Here is a 21115-nt window from a genome sequence, read left to right on the forward strand (position 1 = left end):
CCATGGCTCGCCGGTAACGGAGCGTTATGGACTATCAAATTATTCCGGTCACGGCATTCGCCCAGAATTGCACGTTGATCTGGTGCACTGCCACGCAGCATGCCGCCGTGGTTGATCCCGGTGGCGATGCCGAAACCATTAAAGCCAAAGTGGCTGACCAGGGCGTGACCGTCACGCAGATTTTACTGACGCATGGTCATCTCGATCATGTTGGTGCTGCTGCAGAACTGGCGAAATTTTATGGAGTACCGCTGGTCGGTCCTCATAAAGCCGATGCTTTCTGGCTGGATAATCTGCCGACGCAGAGCGAAATGTTTGGCTTTACACACTGCGATCCGCTGACGCCAGACCGCTGGCTGGAAGAGGGGGATACCGTGAAGTTGGGTGAGATTACTTTCGAAATCTTGCTCTGTCCGGGCCATACCCCTGGCCACATTGTCTTTTTTGATCGGCCTTCACGCCTGCTGATTTCCGGCGATGTAATTTTCAATGGCGGCGTGGGGCGTTCTGATTTCCCTCAGGGCAGCCACACGGATCTGATTGCCTCCATTAAAAACAAACTTCTTCCGCTGGGTGATGACGTGACCTTCCTGCCGGGGCACGGGCCGGTTTCTACTTTAGGTCGTGAAAGAATTTCTAATCCCTTCCTGCAATAATTTTCTCTGGTCCGGATTGGGGCGCCTCTTTCTCCGGGAGAGAGGGCAAAAAAAAGCCTGCGCGATGCAGGCTTTTTTATGGGCGTAGCTTACAGGCTCTACAGCACGGCAACAATGGCTTCGCAAAGCGGGGCCATATTGTCAGGCGTCATCCCGGCAACGTTTACCCGGCCAGAATTCACCGCATAGACACCAAACTCTTCACGCAGACGGATCACCTGATCTTTAGTCAGGCCGCTAAAAGAGAACATGCCGTTCTGACTGATGATAAAGCTGAAGTCACCTTTAGCCCCTTTTTCCTGAAGGGTATTCACAAACAGCTGACGCATACGGTGAATACGCTGGCGCATGTCGGTCAGTTCCTGCTCCCAGAGCGCACGCAGTTCAGCATTGCTCAGGATGGTTGCTACCACAGCGGCACCGTGTGCAGGTGGGTTGGAGTAGTTGGCACGGATTGTGGCTTTAACCTGGCTGAAGGCTGTGTCAGCCACTGAGGCTTCACTGGCGACCAGCGTTAAGGCACCGACACGCTCGTTGTACAGACCAAAGTTTTTAGAATAGGAGCTGGCGACGATCAGCTCCTGATGGCTGGAGGCGAAAATACGCAGGCCTTCTGCATCCTCTTCCAGACCACGGGCAAAGCCCTGGTAAGCGAAGTCAAACAGCGGCAGCCAGCCGTTAGCCAGTGACATTTCAGAGAGTTTCGTCCACTGTTCAGCCGAAGGATCGACACCCGTTGGGTTGTGGCAACAGCCGTGGAAGAGCACGATATCGCCCGCTTTAACTTCGCGCAGGACAGAAACCATCCCGTCAAAATCCAGAGCGTGGTTCGCCGCATCGTAATACTGATACTCACATACTTCCAGACCAGCGGATTCAAAGACGTTTTTATGGTTAGGCCAGCTTGGATTGCTGACCCAGATACGCTTAGCGCTGGTCTGGGTAGCAATAAAGTCAGCCGCAACGCGCAGCGCACCGGTTCCACCTGGGGTTTGTGCCGTGCGGGCACGCTTAGCGCTCACGATGACGCTCTCTTTCCCAAACAGCAGCTCCTGGGTGCACTTGCCGAAGTCGGCCAGGCCATCAATGCTGAGATAGTTTTTGGTGGTCTCATTCTCCAGCAGATACTGCTCAGCTTTTTTCACGCTGGTCAGTACCGGGGTTTTACCGGTTTCGTCTTTGAAAACACCAATGCCAAGGTTGATCTTATTTGGGCGGTCATCGGCGCGGAAGAGGTCGGCTAAACCAAGAATGGGGTCGGCGGGTGCAGCTGCAATGCGTTCAAACATAGTCGAAGTCCGTTAGCGTAAACTGAGGCGAAATGAGGTTTCAGGTTACCCTCAGGGCGCACAAATTGCCAACCGTTTGCGCTAAAAAACAGGGTGAGGAAAAGGGTTATCGTAAAAAAAGGGAGACGGACAGGGCGGGCAGGATGAAACATCGCTTCAGGCAGAAAGCAGCAGCCAGAATCATAAAAACAAAAACGGGGCCAAAGCCCCGTTTCAGAGTTGCACGGTGGTGAACTGAATCACCCCGGCAGGCAATTAGAACTGGTAAACCAGGCCCAATGCTACAGTGTCACCAGAGCCGATGCCCAGACGGTTGTTATCATCGATCTGGTTGATGATGTAATCAACATAGGTAGACATGTTTTTGTTGAAGTAGTAAGTCGCACCCACTTCGAAGTATTTGGTCAGGTCAACGTCGCCAATGCCATCAACATCTTTCGCTTTAGACTGAACGTAAGCGATGGATGGACGCAGGCCGAAGTCAAATTGATACTGGGCAACGAATTCGATCTGTTGAGTTTTGTTAGCAAAACCAACGTTGCCAGAAGTAGTGTTACCTACAGAGTTATCTTCGATGTAGGTTGCATTGCGAGTTTCGCTGTACATCGCTGCCAGATAAATGTTGTTAGCATCATATTTAACTGCACCAGCCCACTGCTCAGCACGGTCGCCACCGTTGCCGAAGAAGGAGTTCACCTGACCATTAGTACGGTCACCTGAACCATAAGCACCAGTGAAGCCAATACCGATTGGCAAGGTGTAAGTAGCAGAAACTCCATAGCCGTCGCCGTTAGCTTGAGCTACGCCACGACCTGTTGCGCTGTCTTCGTTTTTACCCTGGTACTGTGCAGCGAAGTCTAAGCCGTCAACCAGACCAAAGAAGTTGGTGTTACGATAGGTAGCAAAACCGTTACCACGACCTACGAAGAAGTTATCAGAGTATCCAGAATCACCACCGAACTCTGGCAGCATATCGGTCCAGCCGATTGCATCATACACAACGCCGTAGTTACGGCCGTAGTCGAATGAACCTGCATCACCAAATTTTAAACCTGCAAAGCCCAGACGGGTTTTGTTACCAGTCTGAGAGTCGTTACCGCCTTCAGAGTGGTTAGCCTGGATGTTGTATTCCCACTGACCGAATCCAGTCATCATGTCGTTAATTTGGGTTTCACCTTTGAAACCAAAGCGCACATAGGATTTGTCGCCGTCGCTTGCATATCCGTCATTATCAGAAAAATAATGCAGGCCAACAGCTTTGCCATAGAGGTCCAGCTTGTTGCCGTTTTTGTTATAAACTTCTGCTGCATTGGCTGCACCAGCTGCTAACAGGGCCGGGATAACCAGTGCCAGAATGTTGCGCTTCATCATTTTTTATTACCCTCATTGGAGTTATTTGGACACCTGCCACTGCCGTCAACAATTCTTTACAGAACCCCGAAGAGAGTTTGGTGTCTTCCTGTGTCTGCACGCATCTTTCCATTCGCGGCGCTGATTATCTAGCCCGAAAATGCTACTAATCTCCTATTCTGGTAACAGGAGGAAAATATGTATTACAAAATGTAAAAAACACGGAACTTTGTGAACTATCTCTAAATTTACAAAAATAAAAAAAGGCCAGCAGAGCTGACCTTGAGTATATATATGAATTTCTTATATTTAATGCATGAAATCAGAAGGTAGCGTTTCTCGGCGTCCTTGGGAAGGCGATAACATCCCTTACATTTTGTACGCCGGTGACATAGGCGATTAATCGTTCGAAACCTAAACCGAAGCCAGAGTGAGGCACGGTGCCGTAGCGACGCAGGTCACGATACCACCAGTAATCTTCTTTATTCAGGCCCATTTCAGCCAGGCGGGCATCCAGCACGTCCAGACGCTCTTCACGTTGCGATCCGCCAATGATTTCACCAATGCCGGGAGCCAGAACGTCCATAGCGGCAACGGTTTTACCGTCATCGTTAAGGCGCATATAAAACGCCTTGATATCTTTAGGGTAGTTTTTCACTACTACCGGCGCTTTAAAGTGTTTTTCTGCCAGATAACGCTCGTGTTCTGAGGAAAGGTCGATACCCCATGAAACGTCATTTTCGAACTTCTCACCACAGGCAATCAGGATCTCTACCGCTTCGGTATAATCTACCTGGGCAAAATCAGTAGTTACAAATCGCTCCAGGCGATTTACCGCATCTTTGTCTACGCGCTCGGCGAAGAAGGCCATGTCGTCCGCACGTTCATTCAGCACTGCTTTGAAGACGTACTTAAGCATGGCTTCTGCCAGGGCAGCGTTATCTTCCAGATCGGCAAAGGCGATTTCCGGCTCCAGCATCCAGAACTCTGCCAGATGGCGGCTGGTGTTGGAGTTTTCTGCACGGAAAGTGGGGCCAAAGGTATAGATTTTGGAAATTGCGCTGGCATAGGTCTCGCCGTTCAGCTGACCCGAAACGGTCAGGAAGGCTTCTTTGCCGAAGAAATCTTCGTCATAGTTGATTTTGCCTTCTGGCGTGCGTGGCAGGTTTTCCATATCCAGCGTGGAGACGCGGAACATTTCACCGGCACCTTCAGTATCAGAAGCGGTAATCAGCGGGGTGGAGACCCAGAAGAAACCCTGCTCATCGAAGAAACGATGCAGCGCCTGTGCCAGCGTATGACGAACACGCGCTACCGCACCAATCAGGTTGGTACGTGGACGCAGGTGAGCAACCTCACGCAGGTATTCGATGCTGTGACGTTTAGCCGCCATTGGGTAAGTATCCGGATCGTCCACCCAGCCCACCACTTCAACTGCCGTCGCCTGAATTTCAAAGCTCTGGCCTTCGCCCGGAGACTCCACCACTTTGCCGGTGATCGCTACGGAACAGCCGGTAGTCAGTCGCAGTACTTCGTCCTGATAATTATTCAGAGCATTATTGACGACAGCCTGGACGGGATTAAAGCAGGAGCCGTCATACACGGCGATGAAGGAAATACCAGCTTTTGAATCTCTTCGGGTACGTACCCAGCCGCGTACGGTGACTTCACTGTCAACCGCGATCCGGCCTTGCAGTACATCCGCTACAGGCACAACGCTCATAAAAGTCTCTCACTATTAATCAGGATTGAAAAAAATACCCCGGATTTGGGGTAGTGCTATGTTACTTGCCGACAGGCGAGACACAAGAAGAATTCGTGGTAAGGCGGGAGATTTCTTCGGGAAATGATCGGTACAGAAAAGAGAAGAGGGAGGAGCAAAGTGCAGGCTCAGGGAACCTGTGCCTCTCACAAAGACGCAAAAAGCGCCGTCCCTGGCAGCTCAGTACGGGCCATCCGTGGCCCGTGATGCTTTATTCAAGGCACAGGCTCCTTGAGCTCCGGGCTTTGTCAGCAGTCTGAGAGGCGGGAGCCTCTTCTCTTTTTAACCTGTTATTAACTGGCTTTTTTAACCAACGGCAGATCGAAAGCTTTACGCAGGGCGCGGACAAAGGCTTTATCCTGACAGATGGTTTTGCCAGGGCTGTCAGAAAGTTTTGCCACCGGCTTACCGTTACATTCAACAAGCTTGATCACGATATTCAGCGGCGTAACCTGAGGAATGTCGCAGGTCAGACGGGTTCCTATGCCGAAAATAACATTGGTTCGCTGGCCAAACTGACGATAAAGCGCCACGGCTTTTTCCAGATCCAGGTTATCGGAAAAGACCAGCGTTTTACTCATCGGATCGATGCCCAGGTGCTGATAATGCGCGATGGCTTTTTCACCCCACTCAAAGGGGTCGCCAGAGTCATGACGCAGCCCCTGATAACGGGTGGCAAAGTTCTCACCGAAATCACGCAGGAAGGCATCCATGGTTATGCAGTCCGTCAGCGCAATACCCAGACTGTCGGGGTATTCATCGAGCCAGGCCTGGAGTGCGGCGCGCTGGCTGTTCGCCAGCACCGGACTGATTTGCTGATGGGCCTGGAACCACTCGTGGGCCTGAGTGCCAACCGGCGCAATGGACAACTGGCGGGCGACTTCGTAGTTACTTGAGCCAACCAGCCACGGGAACTCTTGCTTCAGCGTGCCAACAATCGCCAGTTGCACATCGCGGGAGAAGCGACGGCGGGTCCCGAAGTCCATCAGCTTGAAGCGGGACATATCCAGGTCTGCCGTCAGCTCTTTAAAGCCTGCCAGTTTGCTATGCAGGTGCGTGATGGCCATGTCCGGGGTGACCAGAGGTGAGCGGTGGCGATGCACCACTTCACTGATCAACGCCAGCAGCGGCACTTCCCACATGATGACGTCAAGCCAGGCCCCGCGAATGCGGATGTCCAGTTTGCCTTTGTTATTACGCACGCTCACCTGTGAGGGATCGTAACGAAACTCGCGAAGCCAGGCGAGGTAGTCGGCTTTAAAGAAAGGCAGCCCCTGAAGATAACCGGCTTCTTCTTCGGTCAGTGCGAGATGCTGCAGGGTTGCGATTTCACGCACAATTTCATCGGCATAAATGCCAAGCAGTTCATCACCCCGGCAGCGGAATTCAGCCACCACGGAAACGTTCTGGTAACGATGAAACACCGCCTGCTGCATATGCAATTTGTAGGCGTCCGTGTCCAACAACGTGGTCAGGATCGGGGTAGCATGTCGTGTCATGGTGCGTTTCAGCATCCTCTGGCGAAGAGCGTTATCCCTGGTTAAAAAAAGAAATGACGCAGGAGTATAACTTGATTACTCATATATTGAACCCGATCACAGCATAATTCCTGCGGCATCGTCGAGGGCAATCTGTGCGCTTGTTAATGAAATGTATATTTTAAGGCCAATGTCATGCTAACAGCGTGATTCAACGTGGCAACATCGGGCTAACAGGAATAGACTTGAAAAGGTTAACTAATTATTGACGTGAGAAGGACTTATGACGCAATTGCCACAAGCTAAAAATCGCCATGATTATCGCGCTCCGGATTACACCATTACGGATATCGATCTGACATTTAATCTGGATGCCAGCACTACCCGGGTGACTGCTGTCAGCCAGGTGAAAAGGGTCGGTGCTGAAGGCGTGGAACTGCGTCTGGATGGTGAAGACCTCACGCTTGTTTCGCTGGAGATTAACGATCGGGCCTGGCCACATTACCGGCTTGAAGAAGGGGCGCTGGTGCTGGCTCAACTGCCAGATACGTTTACGCTGAAAATCATCAACGACATTCATCCGGACCAGAATACCGCGCTGGAAGGGTTGTATAAATCTGGCGAAGCTTTGTGTACCCAGTGTGAAGCTGAAGGATTCCGCCATATCACCTGGTATCCCGACCGTCCGGATGTGTTGGCCCGCTTCACTACCACCATTATTGCAGAGCAAACGCTCTATCCTTATCTGCTCTCCAACGGCAACCGTATTGACGGCGGCCAGTTAGAAGATGGGCGTCACTGGATGAAGTGGGAAGATCCCTTCCCGAAACCTTGCTACCTGTTTGCCGTGGTCGCCGGTGATTTTGACGTGCTGCGTGACAGCTTCAAAACCCGCTCAGGCCGCGATGTTGCGTTGGAAATTTTTGTCGATCGGGGCAACCTTGACCGTGCCGACTGGGCGATGACCTCGCTGAAAAACAGCATGAAGTGGGATGAAGAGCGTTTCGGTCTGGAATATGACCTGGATATCTTCATGATTGTCGCCGTGGACTTCTTCAACATGGGCGCGATGGAGAATAAAGGCCTTAACGTCTTTAACTCGAAGTACGTTCTGGCTAAAGCCGAAACCGCCACCGACAAAGATTACCTGGGGATTGAAGCGGTCATTGGCCACGAATATTTCCATAACTGGACCGGTAACCGCGTCACCTGTCGCGACTGGTTCCAGCTCAGCCTGAAAGAGGGGCTGACGGTGTTCCGCGATCAGGAGTTCAGTTCCGATCTGGGATCGAGAGCGGTAAACCGTATCGACAATGTCCGCGTGATGCGCGGTGCCCAGTTTGCTGAAGATGCCAGCCCGATGGCGCACCCGATTCGTCCTGAGCAGGTGATCGAGATGAACAATTTCTACACCCTGACGGTGTATGAGAAAGGTTCTGAAGTGATCCGCATGATGCACACGCTGCTGGGTGAAGAAAACTTCCAGAAAGGCATGCAGCTCTATTTCGAACGCCATGATGGCAGTGCCGCGACCTGTGACGATTTTGTGCAGGCGATGGAGGATGCTTCGAACGTTGATCTGTCCCAGTTCCGCCGCTGGTACAGCCAGTCCGGTACGCCAGTTCTCTCTGTCAAAGACGATTATAATGCCGAGCTGGAGCAGTACACCCTGCACGTCACACAGAGAACGCCAGCCACAGCCGATCAGAAAGAGAAGCTGCCGCTGCATATTCCGCTGGATATTGAACTCTATGATGGTGAAGGCAATGTCATTCCGTTGCAGCACAATGGCCATCCTGTCCATAACGTGCTGAACGTCACCGATGAGTTCCAGAGCTTCGTTTTCGATAACGTTTATTTCCAGCCGGTGCCTTCACTGTTACGCGAATTCTCTGCGCCGGTGAAGCTGGACTATAACTGGAGCGATGCCCAGTTAACCTTCCTGATGCGTCACGCCCGCAACGACTTTGCCCGCTGGGATGCTGCACAAAGCCTGATGGCAACCTATATCAGGCTGAATGTTGCCCGCCATCAGCAGGGACAACCGCTCTCGGTGCCGCTGCATGTGGCCGATGCGTTTCGCGCTGTGCTGCTGGAAGAGAACAGCGATCCTGCGCTGATGGCGCTGATCCTCTCCCTGCCTGGTGAAAACGAAATTGCCGAGCTGTTTGAGACTATCGATCCTCAGGCCATCTCTGACGTGCGTGAATCTCTGGTTCGCCTGCTGGCTACCGAACTGGCGGATGAGTGGCTGGCGGTCTACAACGCTAATCACAGCACCGACTACCGCGTTGAGCATGCCGAAATCGGGAAGCGCTCGCTGAAAAATGTCTGCCTGGGCTATCTGGCCTTTGGTGAAGTTGGGCTGGCTGACAAACTGGTGCAGGCGCAGTTCAACCAGGCTAACAATATGACTGACTCGCTGGCCGCCATGTCCGCAGCCGTTGCCGCGCAGCTGCCGTGCCGCGAATCGTTGCTGATGGCATTTGATGAGCGCTGGCATAAAGATGGTTTGGTAATGGACAAATGGTTTGCTCTGCAGGCCACCAGCCCGGCTCCGGACGTGCTTAACCGCGTGCGTGCGTTGCTGAGCCACCGTTCGTTTACCCTGAGCAATCCAAACCGCGTCCGCTCTCTGGTTGGGGCTTTTGCCTCTGCTAATCCGTCTGCTTTCCATGCAGCCAACGGCAGTGGGTATCAGTTCCTGGTGGAAATTCTCACCGATCTCAACACGCGTAACCCACAGGTTGCGGCGCGAATGATTGAACCTTTGATCCGTCTGAAGCGTTATGACGCAGGACGTCAGGCGCTGATGCGTAAAGCGCTGGAGCAGCTGAAAGGGCTGGATAAACTGTCGGGCGATCTTTACGAGAAAATCAGTAAAGCACTGAATGCCTGATAGTGATTAAAGAGTAAAAAAGGGGCGACTGAGACATTCAGTGGCCCCTTTTCTTTAGCGCTGTGCGTAACGTTTCTCCGCTTCAACCGGCGAACGTTTCATCACGCGATCGAGCACCTCGGCTTCCAGTTCAGCCAGCCTGACCGACCCTTTACGCCGCGGGCGGGGCAGATCAACCAGTAAATCCAGCCCGACAGAGCCTTCTTCGATTAACAGCACCCGATCGGCCATTGCTACCGCTTCACTGACATCGTGAGTGACCAGCAGAACGGTGAAATGATGTTTTTGCCACAAGGATTCAATCAGGTCCTGCATCTCGATTCGGGTTAATGCATCCAGCGCGCCCAGCGGCTCATCAAGCAGTAACAGTCCCGGGCGATGAATCAGTGCCCGGGCCAGCGCCACTCGCTGCTTTTGCCCACCGGAAAGGGCTGCTGGCCACTCATTCGCCCGGTCTGCCAGCCCTACCGCCTCCAGAGCTTCAAGCGCATCTTTTTCCAGCTTTTCCCCTTCAGACCAAGGCCGACATTATCAATCACGCTTTTCCACGGCAGCAAACGGTCATCCTGAAACATCAGGCGCGTGTCGTCTCTGGCTTCGCTGAGGGGCGCATTGCCCGCCAGCAGATCGCCCGAAGTGGTTTTTTCCAGCCCGGCCAGCAGACGCAGCAGGGTGCTTTTCCCACAGCCACTGCGTCCCACCACCGCCACAAACTGACCTGAAGGAATATGCAGGTCGATGCTGTTCAGTACCGTACGTCCTTTGTACTGCTTGCTGACGCCATTGATAACCAGCGGCGTACCGGCAATGAGACGTGCCGGAGAAGGCGTTAATTCGCTCATGCATTTTCCTCTTTCAGTTGATAAGCCGGATGCCAGCGCAGCCAGACGCGTTCCAGTAACAGCGCGCTGACATCAGCCAGTTTACCGAGCAGGGCATACAGAATAATGGCGACCACAACCACATCAGTTTGTAAGAACTCCCGGGCATTCATGGCCAGATAGCCAATGCCAGAGTTTGCCGAGATGGTTTCAGCCACAATCAGCGTCAGCCACATCAGGCCAAGTGCAAACCGCACGCCGACCATGATTGAAGGCAGGGCACCAGGCAACACGACCTGGATAAACAGGCTCCAGCCGGAAAGGCCATAGCTGCGGGCCATCTCCACCAGACCCCGGTCAATATTACGGATACCGTGGTAGGTGTTGAGGTAGATAGGGAACATGGTACCAAGCGCGACCAGGAAAATTTTGGCGGACTCATCAATGCCAAACCACAAAATCACCAGGGGGATCAGCGCCAGATGCGGCACGTTACGCAGCATCTGCACTGAGGTATCCAGCAGTCTTTCTCCTAACCGTGACATGCCGGTGATTAACCCCAGTATCAGCCCGATTGAACCCCCGATTCCAAAGCCTACAGCGGCGCGCCAGCTACTGATAGCCAGATGCTGCCAGAGTTCACCACTGGCTGAGAGGTTCCAGAACGTAATCACAATGGCTTCAGGTGAGGGCAGGATTCGGGTGGAAAGCCAGCCGGTCTGCGAAGCAATTTGCCAGACCACAATCAGCAGAATGGGCAGTGCCCAGGGCACAAACTGATTGCCGATACGCGAAAGCTGTTTATTCATGATGACCTCTGGGCTACTTTTTGTGGCGTGAAATCATTGGCCACAGCTTCACCGTGAGGGGTGACGACGCGAGGTTGTGGGATCTCAGGTACTGCCAGATCCAGATGCGGGAACAGCAGTTCGCCAACGCGATAAGCTTCTTCAAGGTGCGGATAACCGGAGAGAATAAAGGTTTCAATTCCCAGGTCGGCATACTCCTGCATCCGCGCCGCAACGGTTTCACCGTCACCTACCAGAGCGGTGCCTGCTCCGCCACGCACCAGCCCAACGCCAGCCCAGAGGTTAGGGCTGATCTCCAGCTTGTCCCGACGGCCTCCATGCAGTGCAGCCATTCTGTGCTGACCGACGGAGTCCGTTTTCGCCAGCGTGGCCTGAGCTTTGGCAATGGTGGCATCGTCCAGATGTGAGATCAGACGTTCAGCAGCTTTCCAGGCTTCCTCATTGGTTTCCCGCACAATTACATGCAGACGGATACCGAATTTCACTTTGCGTCCCTGGGCCGCCGCTTTGGCGCGCACCTGTTCAATTTTCTCTTTTACCTGAGCAGGAGGTTCACCCCAGGTCAGATAGACATCCACCTGCTCTGCGGCCAGATCCTGCGCAGGCTCAGAAGAGCCGCCAAACCACAAAGGAGGACGAGGCTGCTGTACCGGTTTAAACAGCAGGCGGGCGCCGCGAACATGAACATGCTTACCTTCATAATCTACCGTTTCGCCTTCCAGCACCCTGCGCCAGACGCGAGTAAATTCGGCAGATTCGGCATAGCGTTCGCGGTGATCGAGGAACACACCATCGCCTGCCAGTTCTTCTGCATCCCCGCCGGTAACCAGATTAAACAGGGCCCGGCCATTTGACAGCCGATCAAGCGTTGCCGCCTGACGCGCAGCCTGAGTAGGTGAGATGACGCCAGGACGCAGCGCTACCAGAAAACGCAGACGCTGAGTTACCGGGATCAGAGAAGCGGCAACCAGCCAGGCATCTTCACAGGAGCGGCCCGTTGGGATCAGCACGCCGCCAAATCCCAGACGGTCTGCCGCCTGAGCAATCTGCTGCAGATAGCCGTGATCGACCGGGCGGGCACCTTCAGCCGTGCCTAAATAGTGTCCATCACCATGCGTGGGTAAAAACCAGAAAACAGAAAGGCTCATTGTGTGGCTCCTTTATTAGTGCTGGCGGCGTGCCAGATACGACTGGCAATATCGACTTTTACCGGCATCAGGTGGTTGGCATAGAACAAATCAGCAGTCTGCTGCTGAGCCTGAGTGATTTTTTCACTGACCGGCCCGATAGTGGTGGGCGGACGGTGGTCCAGATAGCTGGCGATCACCGCCTTTGGCAGACCCATTGCCTGAGCAAGCAGGTCAATGCTTTGATCTCTGTCGCTGAGGGTCAGTGCATCTGCCTTGCTGAAAGTGGCAAGAACCTGGCTGATAAAGGCGCCGTTAGCTTCGGCAAAAGGCCGGGTAGCGAGATAGAAAGAGCCGGTTTTGCTTAACTCGCTGCCATCGGTCAGCACTCTTACGCCACCCTGCAGCAAAGCTGCCGAGTAGTAAGGGTCCCAGATTGCCCAGGCATCCACGTCGCCCTGCTGGAATGCCGCGCGGGCATCGGCGGGCGTGAGATAAGCTGGCTGGATATCGGTAAACTTGAGCCCGGCTTTCTCCAGTGCCCGCAGCAGAAGGTTGTGAGAACTCGAGCCCTTCTGAAACGCCACTTTATGACCTTTGAGATCGGCAACGCTTTTATAGGGGCTGTCTTTGGCGACCAGGATCACTTCTGCTTTTGGTTTGGCTGGTTCAGCCCCGACATAAAGCAGATCCGCTCCGGCAGCCTGGGCGAAGATTGGCGGAATATCACCGGTGCTGCCCAGATCGATGCTGTTGACGTTTAATGCTTCCAGCATCTGTGGGCCGGCAGGGAATTCCACCCATTTAATCCGCGTATCAGGGAACTGCTTTTCCAGCAGATGGTGAGTTTTGGTTAAAACCATGCTCACCGATCCTTTCTGATAGCCAATACGAAAAGTTTCAGGCGCGGCGTTTCCGGCAGCGATTGCCGGAGCGGCCAGTACGCTGCTCAGCGTGAGCGCCGCCAGAATTCGTGCAAACGTCATCACATTCTTCCTTACACGGCAATGGCAAGAGGTTGATGACGGCGAGCGAGAGCCGACCAGAAGGTATCTATCGATTCTGTGATGCGTTCCTGCAGGATCGGCGCAAGTTCCGGCTGGCGGTCGTACTGGGTCACCTGGGTATCATCGGCGAAAACGCCGTGCAGAACTTCCTGTGCCTTAAGGGCATTCAGCACCGGCTTGAGGGCATAATCCACCGCCAGCATGTGCGCCACGGTTCCGCCCGTGGCGAGTGGCAAGACAACTTTATGTTCCAGGGCCCGTTCAGGAAGCAGGTCCAGCAGGGTTTTCAGCGCGCCGGAAAAAGAGGCTTTATATACCGGCGTGGCGACGATAACGCCGTCGGCCTGCGCCAGATCCTCTTTCAAAGCCAGCAGAGCGGGGGAGTCAAACCGGGCATAGAGCAGATCTTCAGGGGCAAAGTTATGCAGATTCCACGGGATCACTTCCACGCCTCGCTGTTCGAGCAGGTGCTGGCAAATGGTAAGCAGGGCGGTGGATCTTGAAGGGTAGCGAGGACTTCCCGCCAGAGTAATAACGCGCATAACCTCTCCTTATAACTAAAAGTTATTGAACTGTCTTATTCAGGAACTGATGAATCTATCCTGACAGAGAGCCCGGAGAGGCTTAAATGATTTATTCGGGTTAAATAAGTCGTTTTGCGGATATCAACCATTTTACTTTCATGGCAAAGGCCCTTACCATTTTCCCCCGCGCCTGCAGCGTCACAGGGTTACCCTCTGGCAGCCCAACCCTCTTCACGACCAATTTTTACAACACAATAAAGGTGTGAAGTCAGGGCTGTGACCGATAAACGCAGTTTTACGGGTTTGTATCGTCATGCGATATCGACTTTTTGTCCTATTCAGGCCTGAGAGTATCGGGCAGTCAGGAGCAACCATGTATTACCCTTTCGTCCGTAAGGCGTTATTCCAGCTTGATGCTGAGCGTGCCCATGAGCTGACTTTGCAACAGCTTCACCGTGTGACCGGCACGCCATTAATGCATCTGGTTCGTCAGACACTGCCGTTTAAGCCGGTGAATTGCATGGGCCTGACCTTTAAAAATGCGCTGGGTCTTGCCGCCGGGCTTGATAAAAATGGCGAATGTATTGATGCCTTTGGCGCGATGGGTTTTGGATCGATTGAAATTGGCACCGTGACGCCTCGTGCGCAGGCAGGCAATGATAAGCCAAGAATGTTCCGCGTCCTGCAGGCAGAGGGCATTATCAACCGCATGGGCTTCAACAATTTCGGCGTGGATAACCTGGTCGAGAACGTTAAAAAATCCCATTACGATGGCGTACTTGGGATCAATATCGGTAAAAATAAAGACACGCCGGTAGAGTTGGGTAAAGAGGACTATTTAATCTGCATGGAGAAGATCTATGCCTATGCAGGCTACATCACCATTAATATTTCTTCACCAAACACTCCAGGATTACGCACATTACAATATGGTGAGGCACTGGACGATCTTCTGTCAGCGGTAAAACAAAAACAGAAAGATCTTGAAATGCTTCATCACAAATATGTTCCGGTAGCGGTAAAAATCGCGCCCGACCTTTCTGAAGAAGAGTTAATTCAGATTGCCGACAGCCTGGTCCGTCATAATATTGATGGGGTGATTGCTACCAATACCACGCTGGACAGGTCGCTGGTGGCAGGCTTAAAACACGCCGAAGAAGCAGGGGGATTAAGCGGTCGCCCGGTACAGCTACGCAGCACTGAAATTATTCGTCGCCTCTCTCAGGAATTGCAGGGCAAACTGCCAATAATTGGCGTTGGGGGAATTGATTCACTGGTTTCAGCCCGTGAAAAAGTTGCTGCGGGTGCCTCGCTGGTGCAAATATATTCCGGCTTTATTTACAAAGGACCGCCGCTGATTAAAGAGATCGTGACCCATCTCTAAGAGAATCCTCATATAAATTGGCCAGGGGCTTTATTTTCGCCACTGGCTCGTTTATATTTTATCCTGTTTAAGCAGTAATAAGCCTATTTTCGCCCGCAGACAAACTGATGAGAATGTTCATTTCAGGCGTGCGACCATTGAACAGAAGGTTAGTTTTTTACTACAGGATGCATCATGAGAATTAAACCTGACGACAGCTGGCGCTGGTTTTTTGATGAAGAACAGGATCGTATGATGCTGGATCTGGCTGACGGAATGCTGTTCCGTTCACGCTTTCCTCGTAAGATGCTGACGCCAGATGCCTTTGATACCTCAGGTTTTTGCGTTGATGATGCCGCACTGTTTTTTACTTTTGAAGAAAACTGCCGACGTTGCGGACTGAACGCGGATCAACGGGCAGAGCTGGTGTTAAATGCGCTGGTGGCCTGTCGTTTTCTTAAGCCGCTGATGCCCAAAAGCTGGCATTTTGAAACGCATCGCCAGGGTTACCTGACCCCGGCAGAAGGCGAGCTGGTCAGTGTAAAACTCTGCGAAACGGGTGAAGAGGCCAGTTTGCTGGTGGTGGAAGGCGGAGAAAACGCCGCGCTTTGTCTGCTGGCCCAGCCACAGTTAACGGTAGCCGGACGTGGAATGGTATTGGGGGATGCGATTAAGGTGATGCACGATCGTCTGCAGCCTTTGTCTCAGCCCATGGCATTTGCCAGGGCTGTATAGCCTCAGCGCGTCAGGACGATATCCCCAGCTGGTATACAACTGCAACTGAGTATCGTGCCATTATCCCGAACAGCCCCTTTCTTCAAAGGGCTGACTTCACCTGAAACCAGTGTCATCTGGCAACTGCCACAAATCCCGGCCCGGCAGGAGTAAGGAATGCGGAAACCCTGCATTTCCAGCTGCTCCAGCAAGATCTGCTGATTATTACCCCTGAACGTTTCTCCCTGCCAGCTGATATCGATGCTTGCAGCGTTGCTGTTTTCCACTTCCAGTGATTCGGTCACCTGACCTTCACCATAGGGGCGGGGCGGTTTGCTGGCCAGCACCTGAAGCTCATCGCCTGCCCGCATGATGCCGCTGGTTCTGGCAATCAGATTCAGGCCAAAGTCGATATCGCCACTGCCGTCCGTTGCGGTCCGGAATTTTTGCAGTGTGGCCAGCGGCTCACCGCTCGGGTGCTTACGGCCCCGTTCAGGGCTGATGGTTGTGAACACGCAACGGCTACAGGGTTTAGGCACATCAAACAGGATCTCGCCGATTCGTACAGTGGACCAGCTGTCTTCAGCCCAGGCCGTTGCGCCTGTCACCACAAGATTGGGGCGAAACTGTTCTAGTTTAACGCCCGCCGGACAGCGCTGACGCAAATCGTGCAGGGAGGCTTCATTAATAAGCAGGAAAGGGAAGCCATCGGCAAAGCCCAGCGGCACCTGCTCAAAGCGTTTTACCCGACGTGACATTTGCTGACCGGTCCAGCGAAGCTGAACAGGACGCGGGAAAAATCCACTGAGCCACTGGTTGATCCCCTCTGGCGCAACCAGTGAGGTAAAAGTGTTACCCCAGACTTCTGTTGGCGCTTCCTGAGGCGCAAAATCTGCCAGGCGGATTGTGGCGCTGGTGCCGTCCGGCGCGGAGAGGAATAAACCTTCAGGGATCAGGGCTGGCGTGAAAAGCACCAACTCCGGAAACTGGCGGGCGGTAATAAAGGTGCCATCCATCTCGGCGATCATAAATACACGATCAAATGCCAGCCCGCTTTCCAGTGCCTGCGCGTGGGAAACCTGCGTGGCGCGCATGGATTTCACCGGATGAATAAACAGACGGGACAGGCTAATCATGGTGCGCTCCAGCAAATAAAAGAGAAAAAGCGGTTTTCAGGCAAGAAAAGCGGCGGGCTGCCTGATGAAAAGAAGCTAACTTTATGACATGTGCCTGTGATTAGCTATAATGCGCAGCAATTTTCTGAAGACGATAAGTGACGCTATGAATTCTCTGTTTGCCAGTACGGCGCGTGGGCTCGAAGAGCTGTTAAAAAGTGAACTGGAAGCGATGGGGGCGCAAGCCTGCCAGGTCGTCCAGGGCGGCGTACATTATCAGGGTGACGATCGTCTGATGTACCAGAGTCTGATGTGGAGCCGTCTGGCCTCGCGCATCCTTCTGCCGTTGACCGAATGCGGCGTCTACAGCGATCTGGATCTCTATCTGGGCGTGCAGGCAATCGACTGGCCGGCGATGTTCGGCAGTGATAAAACGTTTGCGGTGCATTTCAGCGGCCTCAATGAAGTGATCCGCAACAGCCAGTATGGCGCGTTGAAAGTCAAAGACGCCATTGTGGACAGCTTCACCCGTAAAAACCTGCCGCGTCCGGATGTGGATCGTGAGCAGCCTGATATCCGCGTCAATGTCTGGCTGAACAAAGATACCGCCAGCATTGCACTTGATTTGAGCGGTGAGGGACTTCACCAGCGTGGTTATCGCCAGCAGGCGGGTCAGGCGCCACTGAAAGAGAACCTGGCCGCCGCCATCGTGCTGCGCTCGGGCTGGGAAATGGGTGCGCCGCTGGTCGATCCTATGTGTGGTTCCGGCACGCTGCTGATTGAAGCCGCAATGATCGCCAGCGACCGGGCGCCGGGTCTGCATCGTCCACACTGGGGTTTTACCGGCTGGGCTAAATTTGATGAGGCGTTGTGGCGTGAAGTCACCAGTGAAGCACAGGTTCGCGCAAAGCGTGGTTTACAGGAAACCCCCTCCCGCTTCTATGGCTACGATAATGATTCGCGGGTGATTGAGCGTGCTAAAGCGAACGCCCGTCGCGCCGGTCTTGCTGATGTCATTAGCTTCACCGTACAGGATGTGCTTAAGCTGACCAATCCGCTGCCAGAGGGGCCAGTCGGCACCGTGCTGAGCAACCCTCCCTATGGTGAGCGTCTGGACAGCGAGCCGGCACTGATTGCGTTGCACAGCCAGCTGGGCCGCATCATGAAGAGTCACTTCGGTGGCTGGAACCTTTCGCTGTTCAGCGCCTCACCAGAGCTGCTGAGCTGCCTGCAGCTGCGTGCCGATCGCCAGTTCAAGGCGAAAAATGGCCCGCTGGACTGTGTGCAGAAAAACTATCAGCTGGCGGTGAATCCATCCGCAGCGGCGGGTGGCCAGGTAGCCGAAGATTATGCAAACCGCTTGCGTAAAAATCTCAAGAAGCTGGAGAAGTGGGCCCGGCAGGAAGGGATAGAGTGCTACCGGATTTATGACGCGGATCTGCCTGATTACAACGTAGCGGTGGATCGCTACGGTGACTGGGTAGTGGTGCAGGAGTACGCGCCGCCGAAAACCATCGAGCCGGCTAAAGCCCGCCAGCGTCTGTTTGACGTTATTTCAGCCACGCTTCACGTGCTGGATTTGCCGTCCAACAAGCTGGTGCTGAAGACCCGCGAACGACAGAAAGGCAAAAGCCAGTATCAGAAGCTGGGTGAGAAGGGTGACTTCTTCGAAGTTTCCGAATTCAATGCCAAAATGTGGGTGAATCTCACCGATTATCTGGATACGGGGCTGTTCCTGGATCACCGTATTGCCCGCAAAATGCTGGGCCAGATGAGCCGTGATAAAGATTTTCTTAACCTGTTTGCCTATACCGGCAGTGCCAGCGTGCACGCGGGGCTGGGCGGCGCCCGCAGTACCACCACGGTAGATATGTCGCGTACCTATCTGGAGTGGGCAGAGCGTAACCTGCGCCTTAACGGCCTGACCGGTCGTCAGCACCGTCTGATGCAGGCCGACTGCCTGAGCTGGATGAAGGACGCCAACGAACAGTTCGATCTGATCTTTATCGATCCGCCTACGTTCTCAAATTCCAAGCGAATGGAAGAGAGTTTTGACGTTCAGCGGGATCATTTAGGCCTGATGAAAGACTTACAAAAGCTGCTGCGTAAAGGCGGCACTATTATGTTCTCCAACAACAAACGCGGTTTCAAAATGGACCTTGAGGGTCTGGCCGGGTTGAATCTTGCTGCGCAGGATATCACCGCCAAAACTCAGTCTCAGGATTTTGCCCGCAACCGTCAAATACATAACTGCTGGCTGATTACTCACGCCGGTAAGGAATAAGGTTTTATGTCATTAATCAGTATTCATGGTGCGTATCTCTCCTTCAGTGATGCCCCGTTGTTGGATAACACGGAACTGCACATTGAAGAGAATGAGCGGGTCTGTCTGGTAGGTCGTAACGGCGCGGGTAAATCCACGCTGATGAAAATCATTAACCGTGAGCAGCCGCTGGATGATGGCCGCATCATTTATGAGCAGGATCTGGTCGTCTCTCGTCTGCAACAGGATCCACCCCGTAACGTGAAGGGGTCGGTGTATGATTTCGTGGCGGAAGGCGTCAACGAGCAGGCTGAATATCTCAAAGCCTATCATGCCATCTCCCACCTGGTGATGACCGATCCCAGCGATAAAAACCTCAATGAGATGGGCCGCCTGCAATCAATTCTGGATCATCAGAACCTGTGGCAGCTGGAAAACCGTATCCACGATGTGCTGAAGCAGATTGGTCTGGATGCGGATGCGCCGCTCTCTTCCTTATCCGGAGGCTGGTTGCGTAAAGCGGCTCTGGGCCGGGCGCTGGTCAGCAATCCACGCGTACTGATGCTGGATGAGCCAACCAACCACCTGGATATTGAAACGATCGACTGGCTGGAAGGGTTCCTGAAAACGTTCCAGGGCAGCATCATCTTTATTTCCCACGACCGTTCCTTTATCCGCAATATGGCTACCCGTATTGTAGATCTGGACCGTGGCAAGCTGGTTTCCTGGCCGGGTGATTACAACCTGTATCTGGAAAGCAAAGAAGAAGCGCTGCGGGTGGAAGAGATGCAGAACGCTGAATTCGACCGCAAACTGGCGCAGGAAGAAGTCTGGATCCGTCAGGGCATCAAGGCTCGCCGTACGCGTAACGAAGGCCGTGTCCGTGCGCTGAAAGCATTGCGTAATGAGCGTTCAGAACGCCGTGAAGTGATGGGTAAAGCCAATATGCAGGTAGAAGAAGCGAGCCGCTCGGGCAAAATTGTCTTCGAGATGGAAAACGTTAACTACAGCGTGGGTGGCAAGCAACTGGTACGGGATTTCTCAGCCCAGGTGCAACGTGGCGACAAAATCGCCCTGATCGGTTCTAACGGCTGCGGTAAAACCACGCTGCTGAAGCTGATGTTGGATCAGCTGAAAGCAGACAGTGGCCGCGTGCATATCGGGACTAAACTCGAAGTAGCCTATTTCGATCAGCATCGTGCAGAACTGGATCCGGACCGTACGGTAATGGATAACCTGGCAGAGGGTAAGCAGGAAGTGATGGTTAACGGTAAGCCACGCCATGTGCTGGGCTACCTGCAGGAGTTCCTGTTCCATCCTAAACGCGCTATGACACCTGTGCGTGCGCTCTCCGGTGGAGAGCGTAACCGCCTGTTGCTGGCACGTCTGTTCCTGAAGCCAAGCAACCTGCTGATCCTCGATGAACCGACTAACGACCTGGACGTGGAAACGCTGGAGCTGCTGGAAGAGTTGGTCGATGGCTATCAGGGTACCGTGCTGCTGGTCAGCCACGATCGTCAGTTTGTCGACAACACCGTGACTGAATGCTGGATCTTCGAAGGTAACGGAGAAATCGGTGCCTTTGTCGGCGGCTATCACGATGCCCAGTTGCAGCGTTCGGCTTACAAGCAGAGCCGCTCTCAGTCTAAAGCTGCCCCGGTTGCCCGTCAGGAAAATGTAAAATCTGAACCTGAGAAACGTGCAGCCAGTAAGCTAAGCTATAACTTACAGCGCGAGCTGGAGCAGCTGCCGCAAAAAATGGAAGCCCTTGAAAGCCAGCTGGAAACGCTGCAGGCAAAAGTGGCGGATGGCGACTTCTTCAACCAGCCTCATGATGTGACTCAGCCAGTGCTTGATGCATTAGCTGAAGCAGAGCAGGCGCTGGAGACGGCGTTTGAACGCTGGGAATATCTGGAGTCGTTGAAAAACGGCTGATGC

At 53.4% G+C, this 21115-nt stretch carries 15 protein-coding genes and 1 pseudogene; 6 read left to right on the top strand and 10 right to left on the bottom strand.

The window, feature by feature from the left end; translation table 11 throughout:
* Nucleotides 1-26: 26 nt before the first annotated feature.
* The gene (locus tag VRC33_RS08055) at nt 27-656 is read left to right on the top strand and encodes an MBL fold metallo-hydrolase (protein ID WP_338562628.1); all 630 of its coding nucleotides are present in this window, start codon (nt 27-29) and stop codon (nt 654-656) included.
* Between the two features lie 98 nt (nt 657-754).
* On the opposite strand, the gene VRC33_RS08060 is transcribed toward VRC33_RS08055, so the two are convergent.
* From VRC33_RS08060 to pncB, 4 genes are all read right to left on the bottom strand, one after another.
* Nucleotides 755-1945 carry an amino acid aminotransferase gene (locus VRC33_RS08060; protein WP_338562630.1) on the bottom strand — a complete coding sequence of 397 codons (1191 nt, stop codon included), beginning with the start codon at nt 1943-1945 and terminating at the stop codon, nt 755-757.
* Between the two features lie 255 nt (nt 1946-2200).
* Entirely contained in the window at nt 2201-3316 is a 1116-nt protein-coding gene (ompF, locus tag VRC33_RS08065; protein WP_338562632.1) for a porin OmpF, read from the bottom strand.
* Nucleotides 3317-3617: 301 nt separating this feature from the next.
* A complete protein-coding gene (gene asnS / locus VRC33_RS08070; RefSeq protein WP_338562635.1) occupies nt 3618-5018 on the bottom strand; it encodes an asparagine--tRNA ligase in 1401 nt (466 codons plus the stop codon).
* Between the two features lie 332 nt (nt 5019-5350).
* Nucleotides 5351-6556 carry a nicotinate phosphoribosyltransferase gene (gene pncB, locus VRC33_RS08075; RefSeq protein ID WP_338562637.1) on the bottom strand — a complete coding sequence of 402 codons (1206 nt, stop codon included), beginning with the start codon at nt 6554-6556 and terminating at the stop codon, nt 5351-5353.
* Nucleotides 6557-6818: 262 nt separating this feature from the next.
* Here pncB and pepN point away from each other — a divergent pair, with 262 nt between their 5' ends.
* Entirely contained in the window at nt 6819-9434 is a 2616-nt protein-coding gene (gene pepN / locus VRC33_RS08080; RefSeq protein WP_338562639.1) for an aminopeptidase N, read from the top strand.
* A 54-nt stretch (nt 9435-9488) separates the two neighbouring features.
* Here pepN and ssuB read toward each other — a convergent pair.
* The 5 genes and pseudogenes from ssuB to ssuE form a co-directional block, all read right to left on the bottom strand.
* Nucleotides 9489-10276 (bottom strand): annotated as a pseudogene (ssuB, locus tag VRC33_RS08085) (aliphatic sulfonates ABC transporter ATP-binding protein).
* Entirely contained in the window at nt 10273-11064 is a 792-nt protein-coding gene (gene ssuC, locus VRC33_RS08090) for an aliphatic sulfonate ABC transporter permease SsuC (RefSeq protein ID WP_338562644.1), read from the bottom strand. Before ssuC ends, ssuB begins: the two are co-directional and overlap by 4 nt.
* Nucleotides 11061-12212, bottom strand: coding sequence for an FMNH2-dependent alkanesulfonate monooxygenase (gene ssuD, locus VRC33_RS08095; protein WP_338562647.1), 1152 nt, complete (start codon nt 12210-12212; stop codon nt 11061-11063). Before ssuD ends, ssuC begins: the two co-directional genes overlap by 4 nt.
* Nucleotides 12209-13180: a sulfonate ABC transporter substrate-binding protein gene (locus VRC33_RS08100; protein ID WP_338562650.1), complete on the bottom strand. Its 972-nt coding sequence runs from the start codon at nt 13178-13180 to the stop codon at nt 12209-12211. The genes ssuD and VRC33_RS08100 overlap by 4 nt, the downstream gene beginning before the upstream one ends.
* 8 nt (nt 13181-13188) lie before the next feature.
* Complete coding sequence (gene ssuE, locus VRC33_RS08105; RefSeq protein ID WP_338562652.1) at nt 13189-13740, bottom strand: NADPH-dependent FMN reductase; 552 nt, start codon at nt 13738-13740, stop codon at nt 13189-13191.
* 355 nt (nt 13741-14095) lie between these two features.
* Between ssuE and pyrD the strand changes: the two genes are divergently transcribed.
* Entirely contained in the window at nt 14096-15106 is a 1011-nt protein-coding gene (gene pyrD, locus VRC33_RS08110; protein ID WP_338562653.1) for a quinone-dependent dihydroorotate dehydrogenase, read from the top strand.
* 174 nt (nt 15107-15280) lie between these two features.
* Nucleotides 15281-15820, top strand: coding sequence for a cell division protein ZapC (locus tag VRC33_RS08115; protein WP_338562655.1), 540 nt, complete (start codon nt 15281-15283; stop codon nt 15818-15820).
* Nucleotides 15821-15822: 2 nt separating this feature from the next.
* Here VRC33_RS08115 and VRC33_RS08120 read toward each other — a convergent pair whose 3' ends face one another.
* Complete coding sequence (locus VRC33_RS08120) at nt 15823-16935, bottom strand: YcbX family protein (RefSeq protein ID WP_338562657.1); 1113 nt, start codon at nt 16933-16935, stop codon at nt 15823-15825.
* Between the two features lie 145 nt (nt 16936-17080).
* Between VRC33_RS08120 and rlmKL the strand changes: the two genes are divergently transcribed.
* Nucleotides 17081-19198 carry a bifunctional 23S rRNA (guanine(2069)-N(7))-methyltransferase RlmK/23S rRNA (guanine(2445)-N(2))-methyltransferase RlmL gene (gene rlmKL / locus VRC33_RS08125; RefSeq protein WP_338562660.1) on the top strand — a complete coding sequence of 706 codons (2118 nt, stop codon included), beginning with the start codon at nt 17081-17083 and terminating at the stop codon, nt 19196-19198.
* Between the two features lie 6 nt (nt 19199-19204).
* Nucleotides 19205-21112 carry an ABC transporter ATP-binding protein gene (locus VRC33_RS08130; protein WP_338562663.1) on the top strand — a complete coding sequence of 636 codons (1908 nt, stop codon included), beginning with the start codon at nt 19205-19207 and terminating at the stop codon, nt 21110-21112.
* The last annotated feature ends 3 nt before the right edge of the window (nt 21113-21115 follow it).

The sequence above is a fragment of the Erwinia sp. E_sp_B01_1 genome, from assembly GCF_036865545.1.
Classification (GTDB): Bacteria; Pseudomonadota; Gammaproteobacteria; order Enterobacterales; family Enterobacteriaceae; genus Erwinia.

Excerpts from the sequence above, each read along its gene's own strand:
- VRC33_RS08055 (WP_338562628.1), top strand. The coding sequence starts at position 27 with ATGGACTATCAAATTATTCCGGTCACGGCATTCGCCCAGAATTGCACG.
- VRC33_RS08060 (WP_338562630.1), bottom strand. The coding sequence starts at position 1,945 with ATGTTTGAACGCATTGCAGCTGCACCCGCCGACCCCATTCTTGGTTTA.
- ompF (WP_338562632.1), bottom strand. The coding sequence starts at position 3,316 with ATGATGAAGCGCAACATTCTGGCACTGGTTATCCCGGCCCTGTTAGCA.
- asnS (WP_338562635.1), bottom strand. The coding sequence starts at position 5,018 with ATGAGCGTTGTGCCTGTAGCGGATGTACTGCAAGGCCGGATCGCGGTT.
- pncB (WP_338562637.1), bottom strand. The coding sequence starts at position 6,556 with ATGACACGACATGCTACCCCGATCCTGACCACGTTGTTGGACACGGAC.
- pepN (WP_338562639.1), top strand. The coding sequence starts at position 6,819 with ATGACGCAATTGCCACAAGCTAAAAATCGCCATGATTATCGCGCTCCG.
- ssuC (WP_338562644.1), bottom strand. The coding sequence starts at position 11,064 with ATGAATAAACAGCTTTCGCGTATCGGCAATCAGTTTGTGCCCTGGGCA.
- ssuD (WP_338562647.1), bottom strand. The coding sequence starts at position 12,212 with ATGAGCCTTTCTGTTTTCTGGTTTTTACCCACGCATGGTGATGGACAC.
- ssuE (WP_338562652.1), bottom strand. The coding sequence starts at position 13,740 with ATGCGCGTTATTACTCTGGCGGGAAGTCCTCGCTACCCTTCAAGATCC.
- pyrD (WP_338562653.1), top strand. The coding sequence starts at position 14,096 with ATGTATTACCCTTTCGTCCGTAAGGCGTTATTCCAGCTTGATGCTGAG.
- VRC33_RS08115 (WP_338562655.1), top strand. The coding sequence starts at position 15,281 with ATGAGAATTAAACCTGACGACAGCTGGCGCTGGTTTTTTGATGAAGAA.
- VRC33_RS08120 (WP_338562657.1), bottom strand. The coding sequence starts at position 16,935 with ATGATTAGCCTGTCCCGTCTGTTTATTCATCCGGTGAAATCCATGCGC.
- rlmKL (WP_338562660.1), top strand. The coding sequence starts at position 17,081 with ATGAATTCTCTGTTTGCCAGTACGGCGCGTGGGCTCGAAGAGCTGTTA.
- VRC33_RS08130 (WP_338562663.1), top strand. The coding sequence starts at position 19,205 with ATGTCATTAATCAGTATTCATGGTGCGTATCTCTCCTTCAGTGATGCC.